Annotated in this window: 13 protein-coding genes; 3 read left to right on the top strand and 10 right to left on the bottom strand. The window is 62.0% G+C overall.

The features are described from left to right. Window positions 1-16 precede the first annotated feature (16 nt). Both purU and folD read left to right on the top strand, forming a co-directional pair. Entirely contained in the window at window positions 17-877 is an 861-nt protein-coding gene (gene purU, locus XH93_RS12450) for a formyltetrahydrofolate deformylase (RefSeq protein ID WP_194473719.1), read from the top strand. A 2-nt stretch (window positions 878-879) separates the two neighbouring features. After that, complete coding sequence (folD, locus tag XH93_RS12445) at window positions 880-1,755, top strand: bifunctional methylenetetrahydrofolate dehydrogenase/methenyltetrahydrofolate cyclohydrolase FolD (protein WP_194473718.1); 876 nt, start codon at window positions 880-882, stop codon at window positions 1,753-1,755. Window positions 1,756-1,776: 21 nt separating this feature from the next. On the opposite strand, the gene XH93_RS12440 is transcribed toward folD, so the two are convergent. From XH93_RS12440 to XH93_RS12395, 10 genes are all read right to left on the bottom strand, one after another. Further along, window positions 1,777-2,421 carry a tetratricopeptide repeat protein gene (locus XH93_RS12440; protein WP_194473717.1) on the bottom strand — a complete coding sequence of 215 codons (645 nt, stop codon included), beginning with the start codon at window positions 2,419-2,421 and terminating at the stop codon, window positions 1,777-1,779. Window positions 2,422-2,431: 10 nt separating this feature from the next. Continuing rightward, window positions 2,432-2,737: a hypothetical protein gene (locus XH93_RS12435; protein WP_139487321.1), complete on the bottom strand. Its 306-nt coding sequence runs from the start codon at window positions 2,735-2,737 to the stop codon at window positions 2,432-2,434. A gap of 12 nt (window positions 2,738-2,749) precedes the next feature. After that, window positions 2,750-3,784 carry a hypothetical protein gene (locus XH93_RS12430; RefSeq protein ID WP_194473716.1) on the bottom strand — a complete coding sequence of 345 codons (1,035 nt, stop codon included), beginning with the start codon at window positions 3,782-3,784 and terminating at the stop codon, window positions 2,750-2,752. A 63-nt stretch (window positions 3,785-3,847) separates the two neighbouring features. Next, a complete protein-coding gene (locus tag XH93_RS12425) occupies window positions 3,848-6,247 on the bottom strand; it encodes a N,N-dimethylformamidase beta subunit family domain-containing protein (RefSeq protein WP_194473715.1) in 2,400 nt (799 codons plus the stop codon). Between the two features lie 40 nt (window positions 6,248-6,287). Then, a complete protein-coding gene (locus XH93_RS12420) occupies window positions 6,288-6,728 on the bottom strand; it encodes a N,N-dimethylformamidase, small subunit (RefSeq protein WP_139487318.1) in 441 nt (146 codons plus the stop codon). Window positions 6,729-6,745: 17 nt separating this feature from the next. Continuing rightward, window positions 6,746-7,444, bottom strand: a complete 699-nt coding sequence (urtE, locus tag XH93_RS12415) for an urea ABC transporter ATP-binding subunit UrtE (protein WP_139487317.1) — start codon at window positions 7,442-7,444, stop codon at window positions 6,746-6,748. A 2-nt stretch (window positions 7,445-7,446) separates the two neighbouring features. Next, window positions 7,447-8,190 (bottom strand): urea ABC transporter ATP-binding protein UrtD, encoded by a 744-nt coding sequence (gene urtD / locus XH93_RS12410; RefSeq protein WP_194473714.1) that lies wholly within the window; start codon window positions 8,188-8,190, stop codon window positions 7,447-7,449. Window positions 8,191-8,200: 10 nt separating this feature from the next. After that, complete coding sequence (urtC, locus tag XH93_RS12405; protein ID WP_194473713.1) at window positions 8,201-9,316, bottom strand: urea ABC transporter permease subunit UrtC; 1,116 nt, start codon at window positions 9,314-9,316, stop codon at window positions 8,201-8,203. Between the two features lie 37 nt (window positions 9,317-9,353). Beyond that, entirely contained in the window at window positions 9,354-10,256 is a 903-nt protein-coding gene (urtB, locus tag XH93_RS12400) for an urea ABC transporter permease subunit UrtB (RefSeq protein ID WP_194475123.1), read from the bottom strand. An 83-nt stretch (window positions 10,257-10,339) separates the two neighbouring features. Continuing rightward, on the bottom strand, window positions 10,340-11,629 hold the full coding sequence (locus tag XH93_RS12395) for a transporter substrate-binding domain-containing protein (protein ID WP_371814987.1): 1,290 nt from the start codon (window positions 11,627-11,629) through the stop codon (window positions 10,340-10,342). Window positions 11,630-11,947: 318 nt separating this feature from the next. On the opposite strand from XH93_RS12395, the gene XH93_RS12390 reads away from it, so the two are divergent. Then, window positions 11,948-12,610 (top strand): cupin domain-containing protein, encoded by a 663-nt coding sequence (locus XH93_RS12390; RefSeq protein ID WP_139487312.1) that lies wholly within the window; start codon window positions 11,948-11,950, stop codon window positions 12,608-12,610. The last annotated feature ends 34 nt before the right edge of the window (window positions 12,611-12,644 follow it).

The following is a 12,644-nucleotide window of genomic DNA, read 5'->3' as shown; positions in this document are numbered from 1 at the left end:
ACCGTCGATCCGCACCATGACCGCCAGCAGCTATATTTTGACGTTCTCCTGTCCGAACCGGCCCGGCATTGTCGCCGCGGTGGCACGAACGCTGTTCGACGTGGGCGGTAATATTCAGGAAGCCCATCAGTATGATGACGTCGAGACCAATCTCTTCTTCGCGCGCATCCGCTTCAACTTCGTCGCGGACGACAACTTGACTGCTTGCCGGGTCGCGCTGTCGGAACTGGCCGAGGGCCTGACCATGCAATGGAAGCTGCGCGCAACGTCGGACAAGGCGCGGGTCCTGATCCTGGTGTCACGTTTCGACCACTGCCTCGCCGACCTGCTCTACCGCTGGCGCATCGGCGAACTCGCGATCGACATCTCCGGCATTGTCTCCAATCATCCCCGCGAAACCTACGTCCACCACGATCTGAGCGGTATCGCCTTCGATCATCTCCCGGTTACACCGCAGACAAAGGAGCAGCAGGAAGCGAGGATCTGGCAAATCGTCGACGACCGGCAGATCGACCTCGTCGTGCTCGCGCGCTACATGCAGATCCTGTCCGACGACCTCTCGACCCGGCTCGCCGGGCGATGCATCAATATCCACCATTCATTCCTGCCGGGCTTCAAGGGTGCCAAGCCCTATCATCAGGCGCATGGTCGCGGGGTCAAGCTGATCGGCGCCACGGCGCACTATGTCACGGCCGACCTCGACGAGGGCCCGATCATCGAGCAGGACGTCGAGCGCATCTCCCATCAGGACCGGCCGGACGATCTCGTGCGCAAGGGCCGCGATATCGAGCGGCGCGTGCTGTCACGCGCCGTGTTCTGGCACATCGACGGCCGCGTGCTTCTCAACGGACGAAAGACGGTGGTTTTCAGGGATTGAAAATGCAGGCAAGCACCATCGACGGCAAGGCGATCGCGGACAAAGTGCGGGCGGAGCTCGCCATCGACGTCGCGCAGTGGGCTGCGCATGCCGGCCGCAGGCCGGGCCTCGCCGTCGTGCTGGTCGGCAACGATCCGGCTAGCGAGGTCTATGTCGGATCCAAAGCGCGCCAGACCGTCGCAGTCGGCATGCGATCCTTTGAGCACCGGCTGCCGGCCGAGACATCGCAGACGGATCTGCTTGCGCTGATCGCGCGACTGAATGCCGACGATACCGTCGACGGGATCTTGGTGCAGCTACCGCTCCCCGTCCATATCCGGTCCGACTTGGTGATCAGCACCATCGATCCCGCCAAGGACGTCGACGGCTTCCATCCCGAGAATGCCGGGCGGCTGACAAGCGGATTGACCGGCCTGGTTCCCTGCACGCCGCTCGGCTGCATGCTGCTGCTGCGATCGGTGGAGCCCACGCCCGTCGGATTGCACGCCGTGGTTATCGGCCGCTCGAATATCGTCGGCAGGCCGATCGCACAACTCCTTCTCCAGGCCGACTGCACGGTAACGACCGCGCATTCCCGAAGCCGCGAACTGCCGGAGCTATGCCGGATGGCCGACATCCTCATCGCGGCGGTCGGTCGCCCCGAACTGGTGCGCGGCGACTGGATCAAGCCCGGCGCGATCGTCATCGACGTCGGCATCAACCGGTTGCCCGCAGCGGGCGCGGCAAAGGGACGGCTGGTTGGAGATGTCGCGTTCGCCGAAGCCGTGACTGTCGCGCGGGCCATTACGCCCGTGCCGGGCGGGGTCGGCCCGATGACGATCGCCTGCCTGTTGCACAATACGCTTCAGGCAGCACGGGCCCGTCTACGGATTAGCTGAACCGCAGGCTCGCCATACCGGTCAGACCGTCAGCGCGGCCGTCTGCGGGCTGCTGCGCTCGCCAAGACGGCGGCGGCCTTCCCGCTTCTCGTCCTCGCTCATACTCCGCACGAGTTCTTCAAGCTCCGCCATGGCGAGGCCGACACCGTGCCTGGCAGCTGCGCTGAGCCAGACAAAAGCCTCGATACGGTCGACCGTGGTGCCTCGTCCCCTGGCACAGCAATAACCAAGCCGAGCCTGCGATGGATAATGCCCGGCCATCGCTGCGCGCCGATACCACTCGACAGCCCGCGGCATGTCGATCGCAACACCCTGTCCCTTGGTCAGCAACGCGGCGTAGTTGAACTGCCCGAGGACATCGCCCTGCTCGGCCGCCTGGCGAAACCAGGAGGCGGCCAGCGCCAGGTCCGCGACGATCCCCTGTCCCTTCGCATACATCGCTCCGACATTGTTGGCGGCGAGCGGATTGCCCTTCTCGGCGGCACGCAGGTACAGCCCAAAGGCATGCGAAGCGTCACGCTCGACACCCAACCCGTTGGCATAGAGAGACCCAAGCCATGCCTCGGCCTGGGCGTCTCCCGCTTGCGCCAACGGTTCCCAGATTTGTCGGGCCTTCCCGTAGTCGCGTTCCAGAAAAGCGGCTTCACCATCGCTCGCGGTCGGCATGGGACTCTCCTTACTGGCGGGTGTGGGGGGCCATCTTGAACAGATAGACGCAGTCAAACTCATTCGTCTCGCCTTCGGGCGGGACACCGGCCGTCTTCAGATGTTGGACGAAGTAGTCGTAGACCGTCCGCGCGGCCCTGTGCGTGAGCAATTGCTTGTATAGCCAGGGATCCTCGCCGGTGCGGACACCGTGCTTGTCGAACAGCGTCTCCTTGGGGGTGTCGGAAATGCCGACACACCAATGCGGGAACGACTGGTCGAACTCCTTGATGTAGGCGAGAAACTCGTACTTGACCTGTTGGACGCTGAAGACCATGTGTGGGCTCCGTCACGCATGCATCAATGGGGCATTCCAGTAGGAGACGTGACGCTCGGCGATACGCTGCATTAGCAACTGATTGAACTGCCAGCCGGCGCGGCTGCGCTCCGTCGTCTCCCCCGACAAACACAATTCGATATCGCCCTGTCGCGACGTCGCCTCCGCGGCAGCTTTCTCAAGCAGCCGCAGGAGCACGCCGCAGGCAGCGTCATGTTCGGCGTACGACAGATCGGGGCGACTGAAGAAGGAAAGCCGCCACAACGTCTGGTCCATCGCCGTGGGCTGAAGCACGATCGCGAGCGTGGCGTGCCGCGTCCTGATCAACACCAGATTCGGAAAGCACCACTCCGCCGCAACGTGGTTGACGGCTCCGCCTCCCGCCTCGTAGGAGCGCGCAACATCCACCAGGGCTGCGCCCGCCAGCTTCCAGTTGGACCGGTGCTCCTGCCAATGCCCGCTGAGCCTCACCAGATTCTGCGGCCAGACAGGCTGGTCGAATTGACGCTCGACGTCGGGAGTCGGATCGATATTGGCAAATATGAGCGGACCGGAGGTTTTCACCTTCGCCGGAATCAGCCGCTCCGGCACTGCGCCGAGATACTGCCCCATCTGCGGCGTCAGCTCCGTCAGGACGCCACCTTGAATGACGTCGCGGTCACGGCTGTAGCCGCAGGACGTGTACGAGCATTTGGTCTTCTTCCCGGTCCGGCACTGCGCTGGAATGGCGCGGCACCCGCCGTGCTGCGCCTTGTTGAAGCGTCCGATCAGCGAGCCATCCTCCTGCCTCTGCACGTGAATGGCATGCTGCCCGATCGTGTACGGCAGGAGATCGTGGGGCTCACCGATCTCCGGCGCGGAACCGACACAGACCCAGTCGCGGGTCCAGACTTTCTCATTCTCGAGCCGCTGAAACACCTCCGAAGTATAGGCCCGTCGCGGCAGCATGATCGCAAGGCCAAACGGTGCACGACAGGCGGAATAAAGCCGGGCGTCGAGAAAATCGACGCCCTCGTCGATATAGATGGTTTCGGGATGAGTAAGCATGCGGCGCCCCGTTGAGCGGGGGCGGCGCCGCAACGGCCCGCCCCGTTCTGCTGGCGATGAGTGCTATTTGCGCGCCTTGTTCATCGGCGGATCGTAGTCCGCGCGACCGCGATGAGCGATGGCGGCCGGATCCGGCATCGGCAGCGGACCATCCGCCATGAAGCGGTTGAGGACGTTGCCGACCAGCGTCGAGATATTGTTGTCGCCGTTGTTCCAGGGCAGTGCGCCGCAGAACGCGATCGACGAGAAAGCGAACGACGCGCCGCCATTCGGCGTCTCATGATAAGCAATGTCCGAGCGCACGCGCGGATGCTGGGTGCCGTCAAGCCCCTGCTGATTGAAGCCGTAGTCCTCCATGACCAGCAGGTATCCTTCGGTATGCCGACCGGCCGACGTCGCGACAACCAGTGTATGCGGCGGGCTGCCGAGCATGGTGTCGACGATGTCCAGCTCGGTGCCGGCGGCACCGCCGCCGACCAGACCGAAATTGCCGAGTTTCTCGTCGTAGTTGATGCCCTCGAATGCCCAAGCGACCCGCGCATCGTTGCTCTCCGGCGTTCGTGAATAGTACGAGGAGATGTCGAACCCTTCCGACGACATGCCGGTGCCGGCCACGGTGTGCAGGTAGCGGCCGCGGAAGCGCCACATGCCTCCGAGCTCGCCGGTGCCCTGATGGTAGTATTCGCCGGGATCGGCGCGCCAGGTGCGGATACCGCTCTCGCAACGTCGCATCTCCGTCATGACGCCGCGGCCGAGGCCATCATAGGCCGGATGGTAGGAATGGACCCAATACCAGCCGTCGGCGCCCATATACATGAAGCGTCCACCGCGCTGCATGTAGTTGTGCAGCGCGTCGAGCTGCGGGCCGCTGTTGTGCTCGGGATGCGAGCCCGTGATGATCACATTGTAGTTCTCGAGCCGCGCAAGGCCGTCATAGGTTACGTCCTCGTCGGTGATCACGTCGTACTCGTAACCCTTCTTCTCCAGCCAGTAGATCATGTGGAGATCGGCCGGATACTGCCATGGCGCCTGCGCGAGGAAATGATCGTATTTCGGCCGGATGCTCAGGATCGGGCGCAGCCGCGATGACAGGCAAAGCCCGCTGCCGTCAGTATGAGTATCGTAGATCGATCCGCCATATTCGCGGTGTTCCGAGAGGAACATGTTCTGCTGCTGCATGATCGGCACGCGATAGACCAGCAGTTCGGCGCCGCCGGCATTGTTCGCAAGGTGCTCGTTCGCGTAGGCCATGTAGCTGATGCTGGGCACCATGAAGGCGATCTTGGCGGTCTCCTCGCCGACACGCGGCACGACCCAGAACGGGATGTAGTCCTCAGCTCCGTCCTGCGAGGTCAGCTTCGCCGCATAGAACTTGCTGCTGGTACCCTTTGGCACCGACCATTCGAAGCTGACCTGCCATCGGGCGTTGTCGATGTCGTCGTCGTGGAAATGGATGGCGCCGTACTGTTCCGGCGCGGTCTTCCAGTCGAACACCTGGCCTTCCCAATTGTAGCCGGTCATCGCACGTGTCGGGCAATTCACGATGGTCGCATCGAACAGATACGGCCCCTTGTCCTTGCCGACCAGCGTGTTGATGCCGTCGGAGAAATCCCAGGATGCGACGATCGCCTCGGAGAGCTTGCCGGTCGGACCCGAGTTCCTCCGTTCCGTGAGGCCCGGCTGCGCACCGAGCTTCATGGTCTCGATCTCGAGCCGGCTGAGAGCGCGGTTGCAGACCCGCGGGCTGTCGATCTTGCCGTTGTAGTGCCCCTTGATGAGAATGCCGGACGGAACCGACGCCCTGGCCTGCGGCGCGTCGCTGAGTGCACCACAATAGCCGGCGATCACGGTCGGCGTGCCCGGCGTGTAGGCGAGCTTGGTCGACAGCTTCTTGCTGACGGGCGGGATCTCCGGATCGAGCGCGTACACGACCTGCGGCTCGTGGTAGAGCGCCACTTCGCCGGGCTTGCCGTCGAACGTCGCCGCGATGAAGTGCCAGGCGTGATCGCGCAGCGGAGCACCGGTCGTGATGACCTGGTCGTTGATGCGGAATTCGACGCAGCCCTCCTCGTTGATGAAGAGACCGTAGCCCTTGCCGTCAAGCCATTTCGTGACGAGGCCCTGGGCACCGTGCTTCCAGTACTTCGGATGGGTCTTCGGCGTGGTCGGCCAGATCCAGCATTGCAGCGTCACGCTCTCCAGGCAGAACTGCGGCTTGTCCACGACGAAGCCGTAGGAGCCGCTGTAGATCTCCTGTTTCAGGCCCTTGTAGGTGCCGTTGCAGGCGGCTTCGATCTTCTCCTCGATGAATCCGGGCCCGCGTGGATTGGTGTCCGCATGGATCATCTTGACGATCTCGGCCTTGTATTCGGCCGGACCGTCGCAGTTCACATAGAACTTGATCGTGTCTCCCGGGTGCACGCTGAATTTGTCCGCGTACCCCGTGATCTTCATCCAACTCATCTTCGTGCCCTCAATCGTAGACGTTTCGCTTCGATACCAATCAGGTCACAGTCCACATGTCGTCGCGGCGCTTCCATCCTTCGCGGAAGTGTTCCGGAAATCCGTCCTGTTCCGGATATTCTTCGAGCCGCATCAGGAAGATGTCGTGTTGCGGGTCCTGTTCGTTGTCGTAGACCTTGTCATTCACGAACTCGGGCGGAACGCCGCGGATTCCCGACAGCCGCGCGATACGCCATTCCTTCTCGACCTTGGTGCAGACGACGACGAGCTTGCCCTTGGCCGGAGCGGCGCGCATCCGCAGCAAGACGCGATTGAGCTGGAAGTCTTCGTGGATTCCACCGGTGACCGTCGTGGTGTCGCCGGGCGTCGCACATTTGAGCACGCTGTTGCCAGCCACGCCCTTCATCGAGTCGATGCACTCCTTGTGCTCCTTGATCATGCGCTGCGCATCGGGCGTTGACGGTCGCGGTATCGGAATCATCGGTCTGCTCCGGTTGGCTAAATGGTGAGGTAATGATGAATGACATCGTCGGTCAGTTGGGCCATCGGCCCGCTTGCGACCACGCGGCCGTTGTCGACCATCAGGAACGCGTCTCCCAGCCGCCGGGCGACCCGAATATGCTGTTCGGTAAGGAGAAGCGTGATTCCGAGTTTGCGATTGAGAGTCATGAGGGTCTCGCCGATCTCGTGAACGATGTTCGGCTGAATGCCTTCGGTCGGCTCGTCGAGCAGCAGGATCTTCGGGTCGACGGCCAACGCGCGCGCAATCGCGAGCTGCTGTTTTTGACCGCCGGACAGCAGCCCTGCCCGGCGGTCCAGGTTCGCCTTTAGATAGGGGAACATCTGAAGGCAAACCTCGGGGATATCCGGACGACCGTCATGGCGTGCGAAGGTGCCCAGCAGGATATTTTCCCGGACGGTGAACTCCGAGAGAATTCCACGCCCCTGGGGGACGTAGCCGATACCGAGCTTGGCCCGGACATGAGTCGGCGACGAGCCGATCTCGGTACCCTTGATCGTGATGTCGCCGATTGATCGGTCGGTCAGCCCCATGATGGTGCGCATCAGTGTCGTCTTGCCCACGCCGTTGCGGCCGAGCACGCACAGACACTTGCCTTCCTCGATGCCGAACGAGAAGTCCTTCAGGATCGCCGTCTTGCCGTAGTAGGAAGTGACCCGGTCCATCGCGAGCAGCATGGCTACGCTTCCCCCGTTTCGCCGAGATAGACCTCACGAACGCGCTCGTTGGCTTCGATTTCGCTGATCGGCCCTTGCGCGAGCAGGCTTCCCATGTGCATCACGGTGACCACGTCGGCGATCTGGCGAACGAAGGCCATGTCGTGCTCGACCACCACAAGGGAGTTGGTGCGCTTGAGATTGTTGAAGATCTCCGCGGTCTTATCGATCTCCGACTCGGTCATGCCGGCAACCGGCTCGTCGAGCAGAAGCAGACGCGGGTTCTGCATCAGCACCATGCCGATCTCTAGCCACTGGGTCTCGCCATGCGAGAGAATGCCGGCCTCGATGTTCAGCCGGCCGCCGAGCCCGGTGACCGACAGCACCTCGTGCAGCTTGTCCGCGAAGCCCGGTGCCCGGAAGCGGAACAGGTTCTTCAGCGGATGCGTACTGCGGCTATAGGCGACCTCGAGGTTCTGCCGCACCGTCAGGTCGCGGAACACGGCCGGCACCTGGAATTTGCGACCGATGCCGCGACGGGCGATTTCGTGCTCGTCAAGACCTGTGATGTCGTCGTCGCAGAAGATGATCTGACCTGAGGTCGGCTTCTGCCGCCCGGTGACGAGGTCCATCGTCGTGGTCTTGCCCGCCCCGTTCGGTCCGACCAGGCAACACAAAGTCTGCTCGACCAGCTCAATGCTGAAATCATTGATGACCGAGACGGTGTCGAAGCTTTTGCAGAGATTGCGGATCTCGAGAAAACTCATGGCCGTCTCCTCACTCGCCCGGCTGCTGCAAAAGGCGGCTGCGGATGGAGGACACGCCATTGCCGTCCGTCTTGCCGCCCGTCGACGAGGACAGTCTTCCCAGCGCGCTTTCGACCAGGCCGATCAGCCCCTTGGGCAGGAAGCGCACGACGAGGATGAAGAAGCCGCCGAGGATCAGCAGCCAGGTGTTGAGGAAGGCGTCTCCGAGATAGCTCTGCGCGCCCTGGATCAGGAACGCGCCGAGGATCGCCCCCATCAGAGACATGCGGCCGCCGATGCCGGCCCAGATCACCATCGACAGGCTGAAGGTGGTGTCGAACTGGGCGGGCGAGACGTACTGCGTCAGCATCACCCAGCAGCAGCCCGCCACCGCGGCAAAGAAGCCCGAGATGGTGTAGATCGCGGTCTCGTAGCCCGCGACATTGTAGCCGAGGAAGCGAACGCGCTCGGCGTCGTTGCGTACGGACTGCACGACCAGGCCGAACCGGCTCAGCGTCATGAGCTTCGCGACGACAGTCGCCAGCACAAGCAGCGCAAGCACCGTCCAGTAGGCAGCCGGGCTGTAGGGATCGACGACGATCTCCCCAAGTTTCAACGGAGCTGGCGGAGTGATGCCGTTGACCCCGTTGGTGTAGGGCTGAATGTCAAGGATCAGCGTGCCCCAGGCGCTGAGCATGGCAAGCGTCATGATCGCGAAGAACGGTCCCGAGACGCGGGCGCGAAACATCAGCCAGCCGAAGATGGCGCAAAACAGCGTCGGCACGACCAAGGCCAGGGTGATCCCAACACTGGTGTTCCAGAACGGCACCCAGAACAGCGGCAGACGATCAAGGCTGTTGTTCAGCATGAAGGGCGGCATCGGGTTGGACGCGTCCTGCGACTGCATCTGCATGGTCATTGCCATACCATAGGCGCCGAGACCGAAAGGAATGCCCTGGCCGAGGTTCAAAATGCCGCCGAAACCCCAGCAGAGGCTGATCGACAGCGCGAGCATGGCAAACACGCCATAGGTTGATAACTGATTCAGCAGGAAGTTGTCGCTGACCACGAACGGCACGGCCGCAAGCACGACGTAGAAGACGAGATAAGCCAGCCATTGCGCGCCCGGCCTGTGATAGAGATTCATTTCCGCATTCCTCTTCCCGAGCGCACCGCCAACCTCCTCAGCGTCGCTTCGCAGAGGGGGCGAACAGCCCTTGCGGACGAATCCGCAGGAACACCACGATCAGCACGAACAACAGGAAGCGGGCGAACGTGTCGTTGGTGAAATAGGCGAAAATCGACTGCAACTCGCCGGTGGCACCGCCCGCGGCGACGCTGCCGGCCAGTGTGCCGCCCCCGACCACCACCACCAGGAACGCCTGCACCACATAGGACGCGCCCATGGTGGGAAGAACGATGTTGAGAACACCGAATAGCGAGCCCGCGACGCCGGCCAGCCCGGCTCCGAGCGCGAAAGTCAGCATGTAGACTCGGTCGGCGTTGACGCCGAAGGAGGCGGCCATCTCCTTGTCCTGCATCACCGCGCGAACCTGGACGCCAAACCGCGTCCGGTAGAACAGCGCCCAGAGCCCGGCGACGATCCCCAGCGTCACCAGCAACACGACGACACGGAATACGGAGATGTTGATGAAGGAAAACTGGATGTTGCTCGAAAAGATCGGTGGCACCGCGAGGTACTTTGGATCACTACCGAAGATCAGCCGGACACCCTGCATCAGCACCAGCGATACACCGAAGGTGGCGAGCAGCGTATCGAGAGGACGTTTGTAGAGGTAGCGGATCAATCCCCGCTCCAGCACCAGCCCGACCAGGGCGACGATCAGGAATGAGGCGGGCACGCACAGGACGAACGGGAATCCCAGAAAGCTCTGCAGCATGTAGGAGCTGTAGGCGCCGAGCATGATGAACTCGCCATGCGCCATGTTGATCACGCCCGCCGCACCATAGATGATCGTCAATCCGAGTGCGGCGATCAGCCAGATGCTGGCGATGCTGATACCCAGGATCAGCGCGTTGATGAACGCACTCAGATCGAACGACGTAAAAAAGGATCCGACCGCCATGCCTAACTCCGCCGTGAGTTCGATGGCTGGCCCGTGGCGCCATTCGCTTGGCGCCATGGGACGGCCCGTCGTGCGAGGATGCGTCAGATCACGCCCTTGCGGACCTTGCCGTCAGCGGCCTTGAGGCCATCAGCGGTGCATTTGCCGAGATCCGGATAGATCGAGTAGGGATCGGGCGCGACGTGTTCTGCGGATGACTTCACGATCTTGAAGCTGCCGTCGGCCTGGCACTGTCCGATCTTCGGCTTGAGCCATGTGTTGAAGTTCTGGTCGTCGATCCAGATCAGCCCTTCGGGCGACACCGCGTCTTCGACCTTGATGCCGCCGGTGTTGTCGCGGATCGCGCGCGGCGTCACTTCCTCGACACCAACTTTGGCAATCGCCTTCTCCAGCCCGTATTTGAACACATAGGCGGAGAGATAGGTCTCCTCCATGTTGTAGTGCGTGACGCCGTTCTTGCCGTACTTGCTCTTGAGGAAGCTTTCGACAAACTTGTGGTTGGTCGGATTGTCCAGGCCCTGGAAGTACGGGGCCGACAGGAAGTGACCGGCGCCGTACTCGTTGCCCATGGCGCGGGTCTCGATTTCGCCCGTCGTGAGCGAGGCGATCGGCATCGAATCCACCTTGAAGCCCTCCTGTTTGAACTGCTTGTGGAAGGCGATATCGGATGCGCCGACCACGGTCGAGAAGATGAAGTTCGGCTTGGCTTCGCGGATCTTGTTGAGCACCGGACCGAACTCGGAGCTGCCGAGCGGAATATACTCCTCGCCGAGCAGTTCGCCGCCGGCCTGCTGCAGCCAGACCTTGGCGTTCTTGTTGGACTCCTTCGGCCACACATAATTCGATCCGACGAAAAAGACCTTCTTGCCGAATTGCTGGACCATGAACGGGATCAGGTCCTTGGAATGCTGGTTCGCGAGCGGACCGGTGCAGATCGTATTCTGTGTGCACTCCGCGCCCTCATAGCAGGTCGGGTAATACAGCAGGTGGTTCTGCGCCATGACCGTGGGCAGAATGGCCTTGCGGCTCGCCGAGGTGTAGCAGCCGAAGATCGCAACGACGCGATTGCGAAGGATCAGTTCCTTGGTCTTCTCGGAGTAGACATTGAAGTCCGACTTCGCGTCGACGATCACCGGCTCGATTGGCTGGCCGGCGATACCGCCGCTTTTGTTGATCTCGTCGATCGCATACTGCATCACGAGCGTGGAATCTTCTTCCGGCACCGCGAGGCCGCCGGTGAGTGAGAACAGCAGACCGACCTTGATCGGCTCGCCTTTCTTGATCCAGGACTGCGCGCCCCAGGCTTGATTGATGCTTTTTACAAATCCGTAGGGCGCAGCAGCCGCGGCGGCGGCGCCCAGGGTGGCCTTCATGAAATTCCGACGATCCGTCCGCATAACGACCTCTCCGCTGGCTTTCTTGCTGCGAAATGTATTTTCTAGACGATACAAATGGTCGGAACTTTCTCAAGAATAAATTTTGTGCACTGTGAGTTATAATCGCTTCGATGGCTGATTTACCGAAATTTGCACGAGCGCCACCACGGGGAAGGCACCATCTGGAAAATAGACAGGCTTCACGCCGAAAAGTTTGCGCGGGACAAGCGACAATCGACCCGCTCCGGTTGCAGAAATCATTATCGGCCCGCCCCGCCGACATGTTACGAGGGGCGACGCGAGAGGGACCAACACATGAGACGAAAGACTGCAGTGCGATCGACGGACGCGACCGACGCGAACTCCACCTACCATACCGGGTCGAGCGCTCCGGTCGCCAGTGACCGGAGTCTCGAGCGCGCGCTCGGCGCCAAGATCAGGGATACGCGCCGCGAGCAGGATCTCTCTGTCAACGATCTTGCAAATGCCGCCAACATCTCCGGCGGCATGCTATCGAAGATCGAAAACGGCCAGATTTCCCCGTCGCTTTCTACGCTGCAGTCGATCGCGCAGGCGCTGACGGTACCGCTCAGCCGGTTGTTTGCGGCGTCCGAGGAGCGTCGCGACTGCTCGTTCGTTCGCGCCAAGCAGGGCGTCGTGATCGAACGCCGCGGCACCAAGGTCGGACACGTCTATCAGCTGCTCGGGCACGTCAACGACGACGACGTCGTCGTCGAGCCGTATCTCATCACGCTGAAGGAAGGAGCCGAGGCCTACACCGAATTCCAGCATGCCGGAACCGAGTTCATCTACATGCTGAGTGGCGAGGTGCTCTATCGGCACGGCAGCAAGAGCTATCGGTTGCGCCCGGGCGATTCCCTTATGTTCGATTCCGGCGCGCTGCACGGCCCCGAGGTCCTGGTCAAGCGGCCCATGACCTACCTGTCGATCATCGTGTATCCGCGGCGCCCCGCCTAATCTGGTTGCAGAGCCTTGCTCAATTTCTTATCAG

Origin of the sequence: Bradyrhizobium sp. CCBAU 51753 (genome assembly GCF_015291565.1) — a bacterium.
Taxonomy (GTDB): domain Bacteria; phylum Pseudomonadota; class Alphaproteobacteria; order Rhizobiales; family Xanthobacteraceae; genus Bradyrhizobium; species Bradyrhizobium ivorense.
Note: the sequence above shows the minus strand (reverse complement) of the source record. Positions and strands in the feature narration are given on the sequence as shown.

Excerpts from the sequence above, each read along its gene's own strand:
- purU (WP_194473719.1), top strand. The coding sequence starts at position 17 with ATGACCGCCAGCAGCTATATTTTGACGTTCTCCTGTCCGAACCGGCCC.
- folD (WP_194473718.1), top strand. The coding sequence starts at position 880 with ATGCAGGCAAGCACCATCGACGGCAAGGCGATCGCGGACAAAGTGCGG.
- XH93_RS12440 (WP_194473717.1), bottom strand. The coding sequence starts at position 2,421 with ATGCCGACCGCGAGCGATGGTGAAGCCGCTTTTCTGGAACGCGACTAC.
- XH93_RS12435 (WP_139487321.1), bottom strand. The coding sequence starts at position 2,737 with ATGGTCTTCAGCGTCCAACAGGTCAAGTACGAGTTTCTCGCCTACATC.
- XH93_RS12430 (WP_194473716.1), bottom strand. The coding sequence starts at position 3,784 with ATGCTTACTCATCCCGAAACCATCTATATCGACGAGGGCGTCGATTTT.
- XH93_RS12425 (WP_194473715.1), bottom strand. The coding sequence starts at position 6,247 with ATGAGTTGGATGAAGATCACGGGGTACGCGGACAAATTCAGCGTGCAC.
- XH93_RS12420 (WP_139487318.1), bottom strand. The coding sequence starts at position 6,728 with ATGATTCCGATACCGCGACCGTCAACGCCCGATGCGCAGCGCATGATC.
- urtE (WP_139487317.1), bottom strand. The coding sequence starts at position 7,444 with ATGCTGCTCGCGATGGACCGGGTCACTTCCTACTACGGCAAGACGGCG.
- urtD (WP_194473714.1), bottom strand. The coding sequence starts at position 8,190 with ATGAGTTTTCTCGAGATCCGCAATCTCTGCAAAAGCTTCGACACCGTC.
- urtC (WP_194473713.1), bottom strand. The coding sequence starts at position 9,316 with ATGAATCTCTATCACAGGCCGGGCGCGCAATGGCTGGCTTATCTCGTC.
- urtB (WP_194475123.1), bottom strand. The coding sequence starts at position 10,256 with ATGGCGGTCGGATCCTTTTTTACGTCGTTCGATCTGAGTGCGTTCATC.
- XH93_RS12395 (WP_371814987.1), bottom strand. The coding sequence starts at position 11,629 with ATGAAGGCCACCCTGGGCGCCGCCGCCGCGGCTGCTGCGCCCTACGGA.
- XH93_RS12390 (WP_139487312.1), top strand. The coding sequence starts at position 11,948 with ATGAGACGAAAGACTGCAGTGCGATCGACGGACGCGACCGACGCGAAC.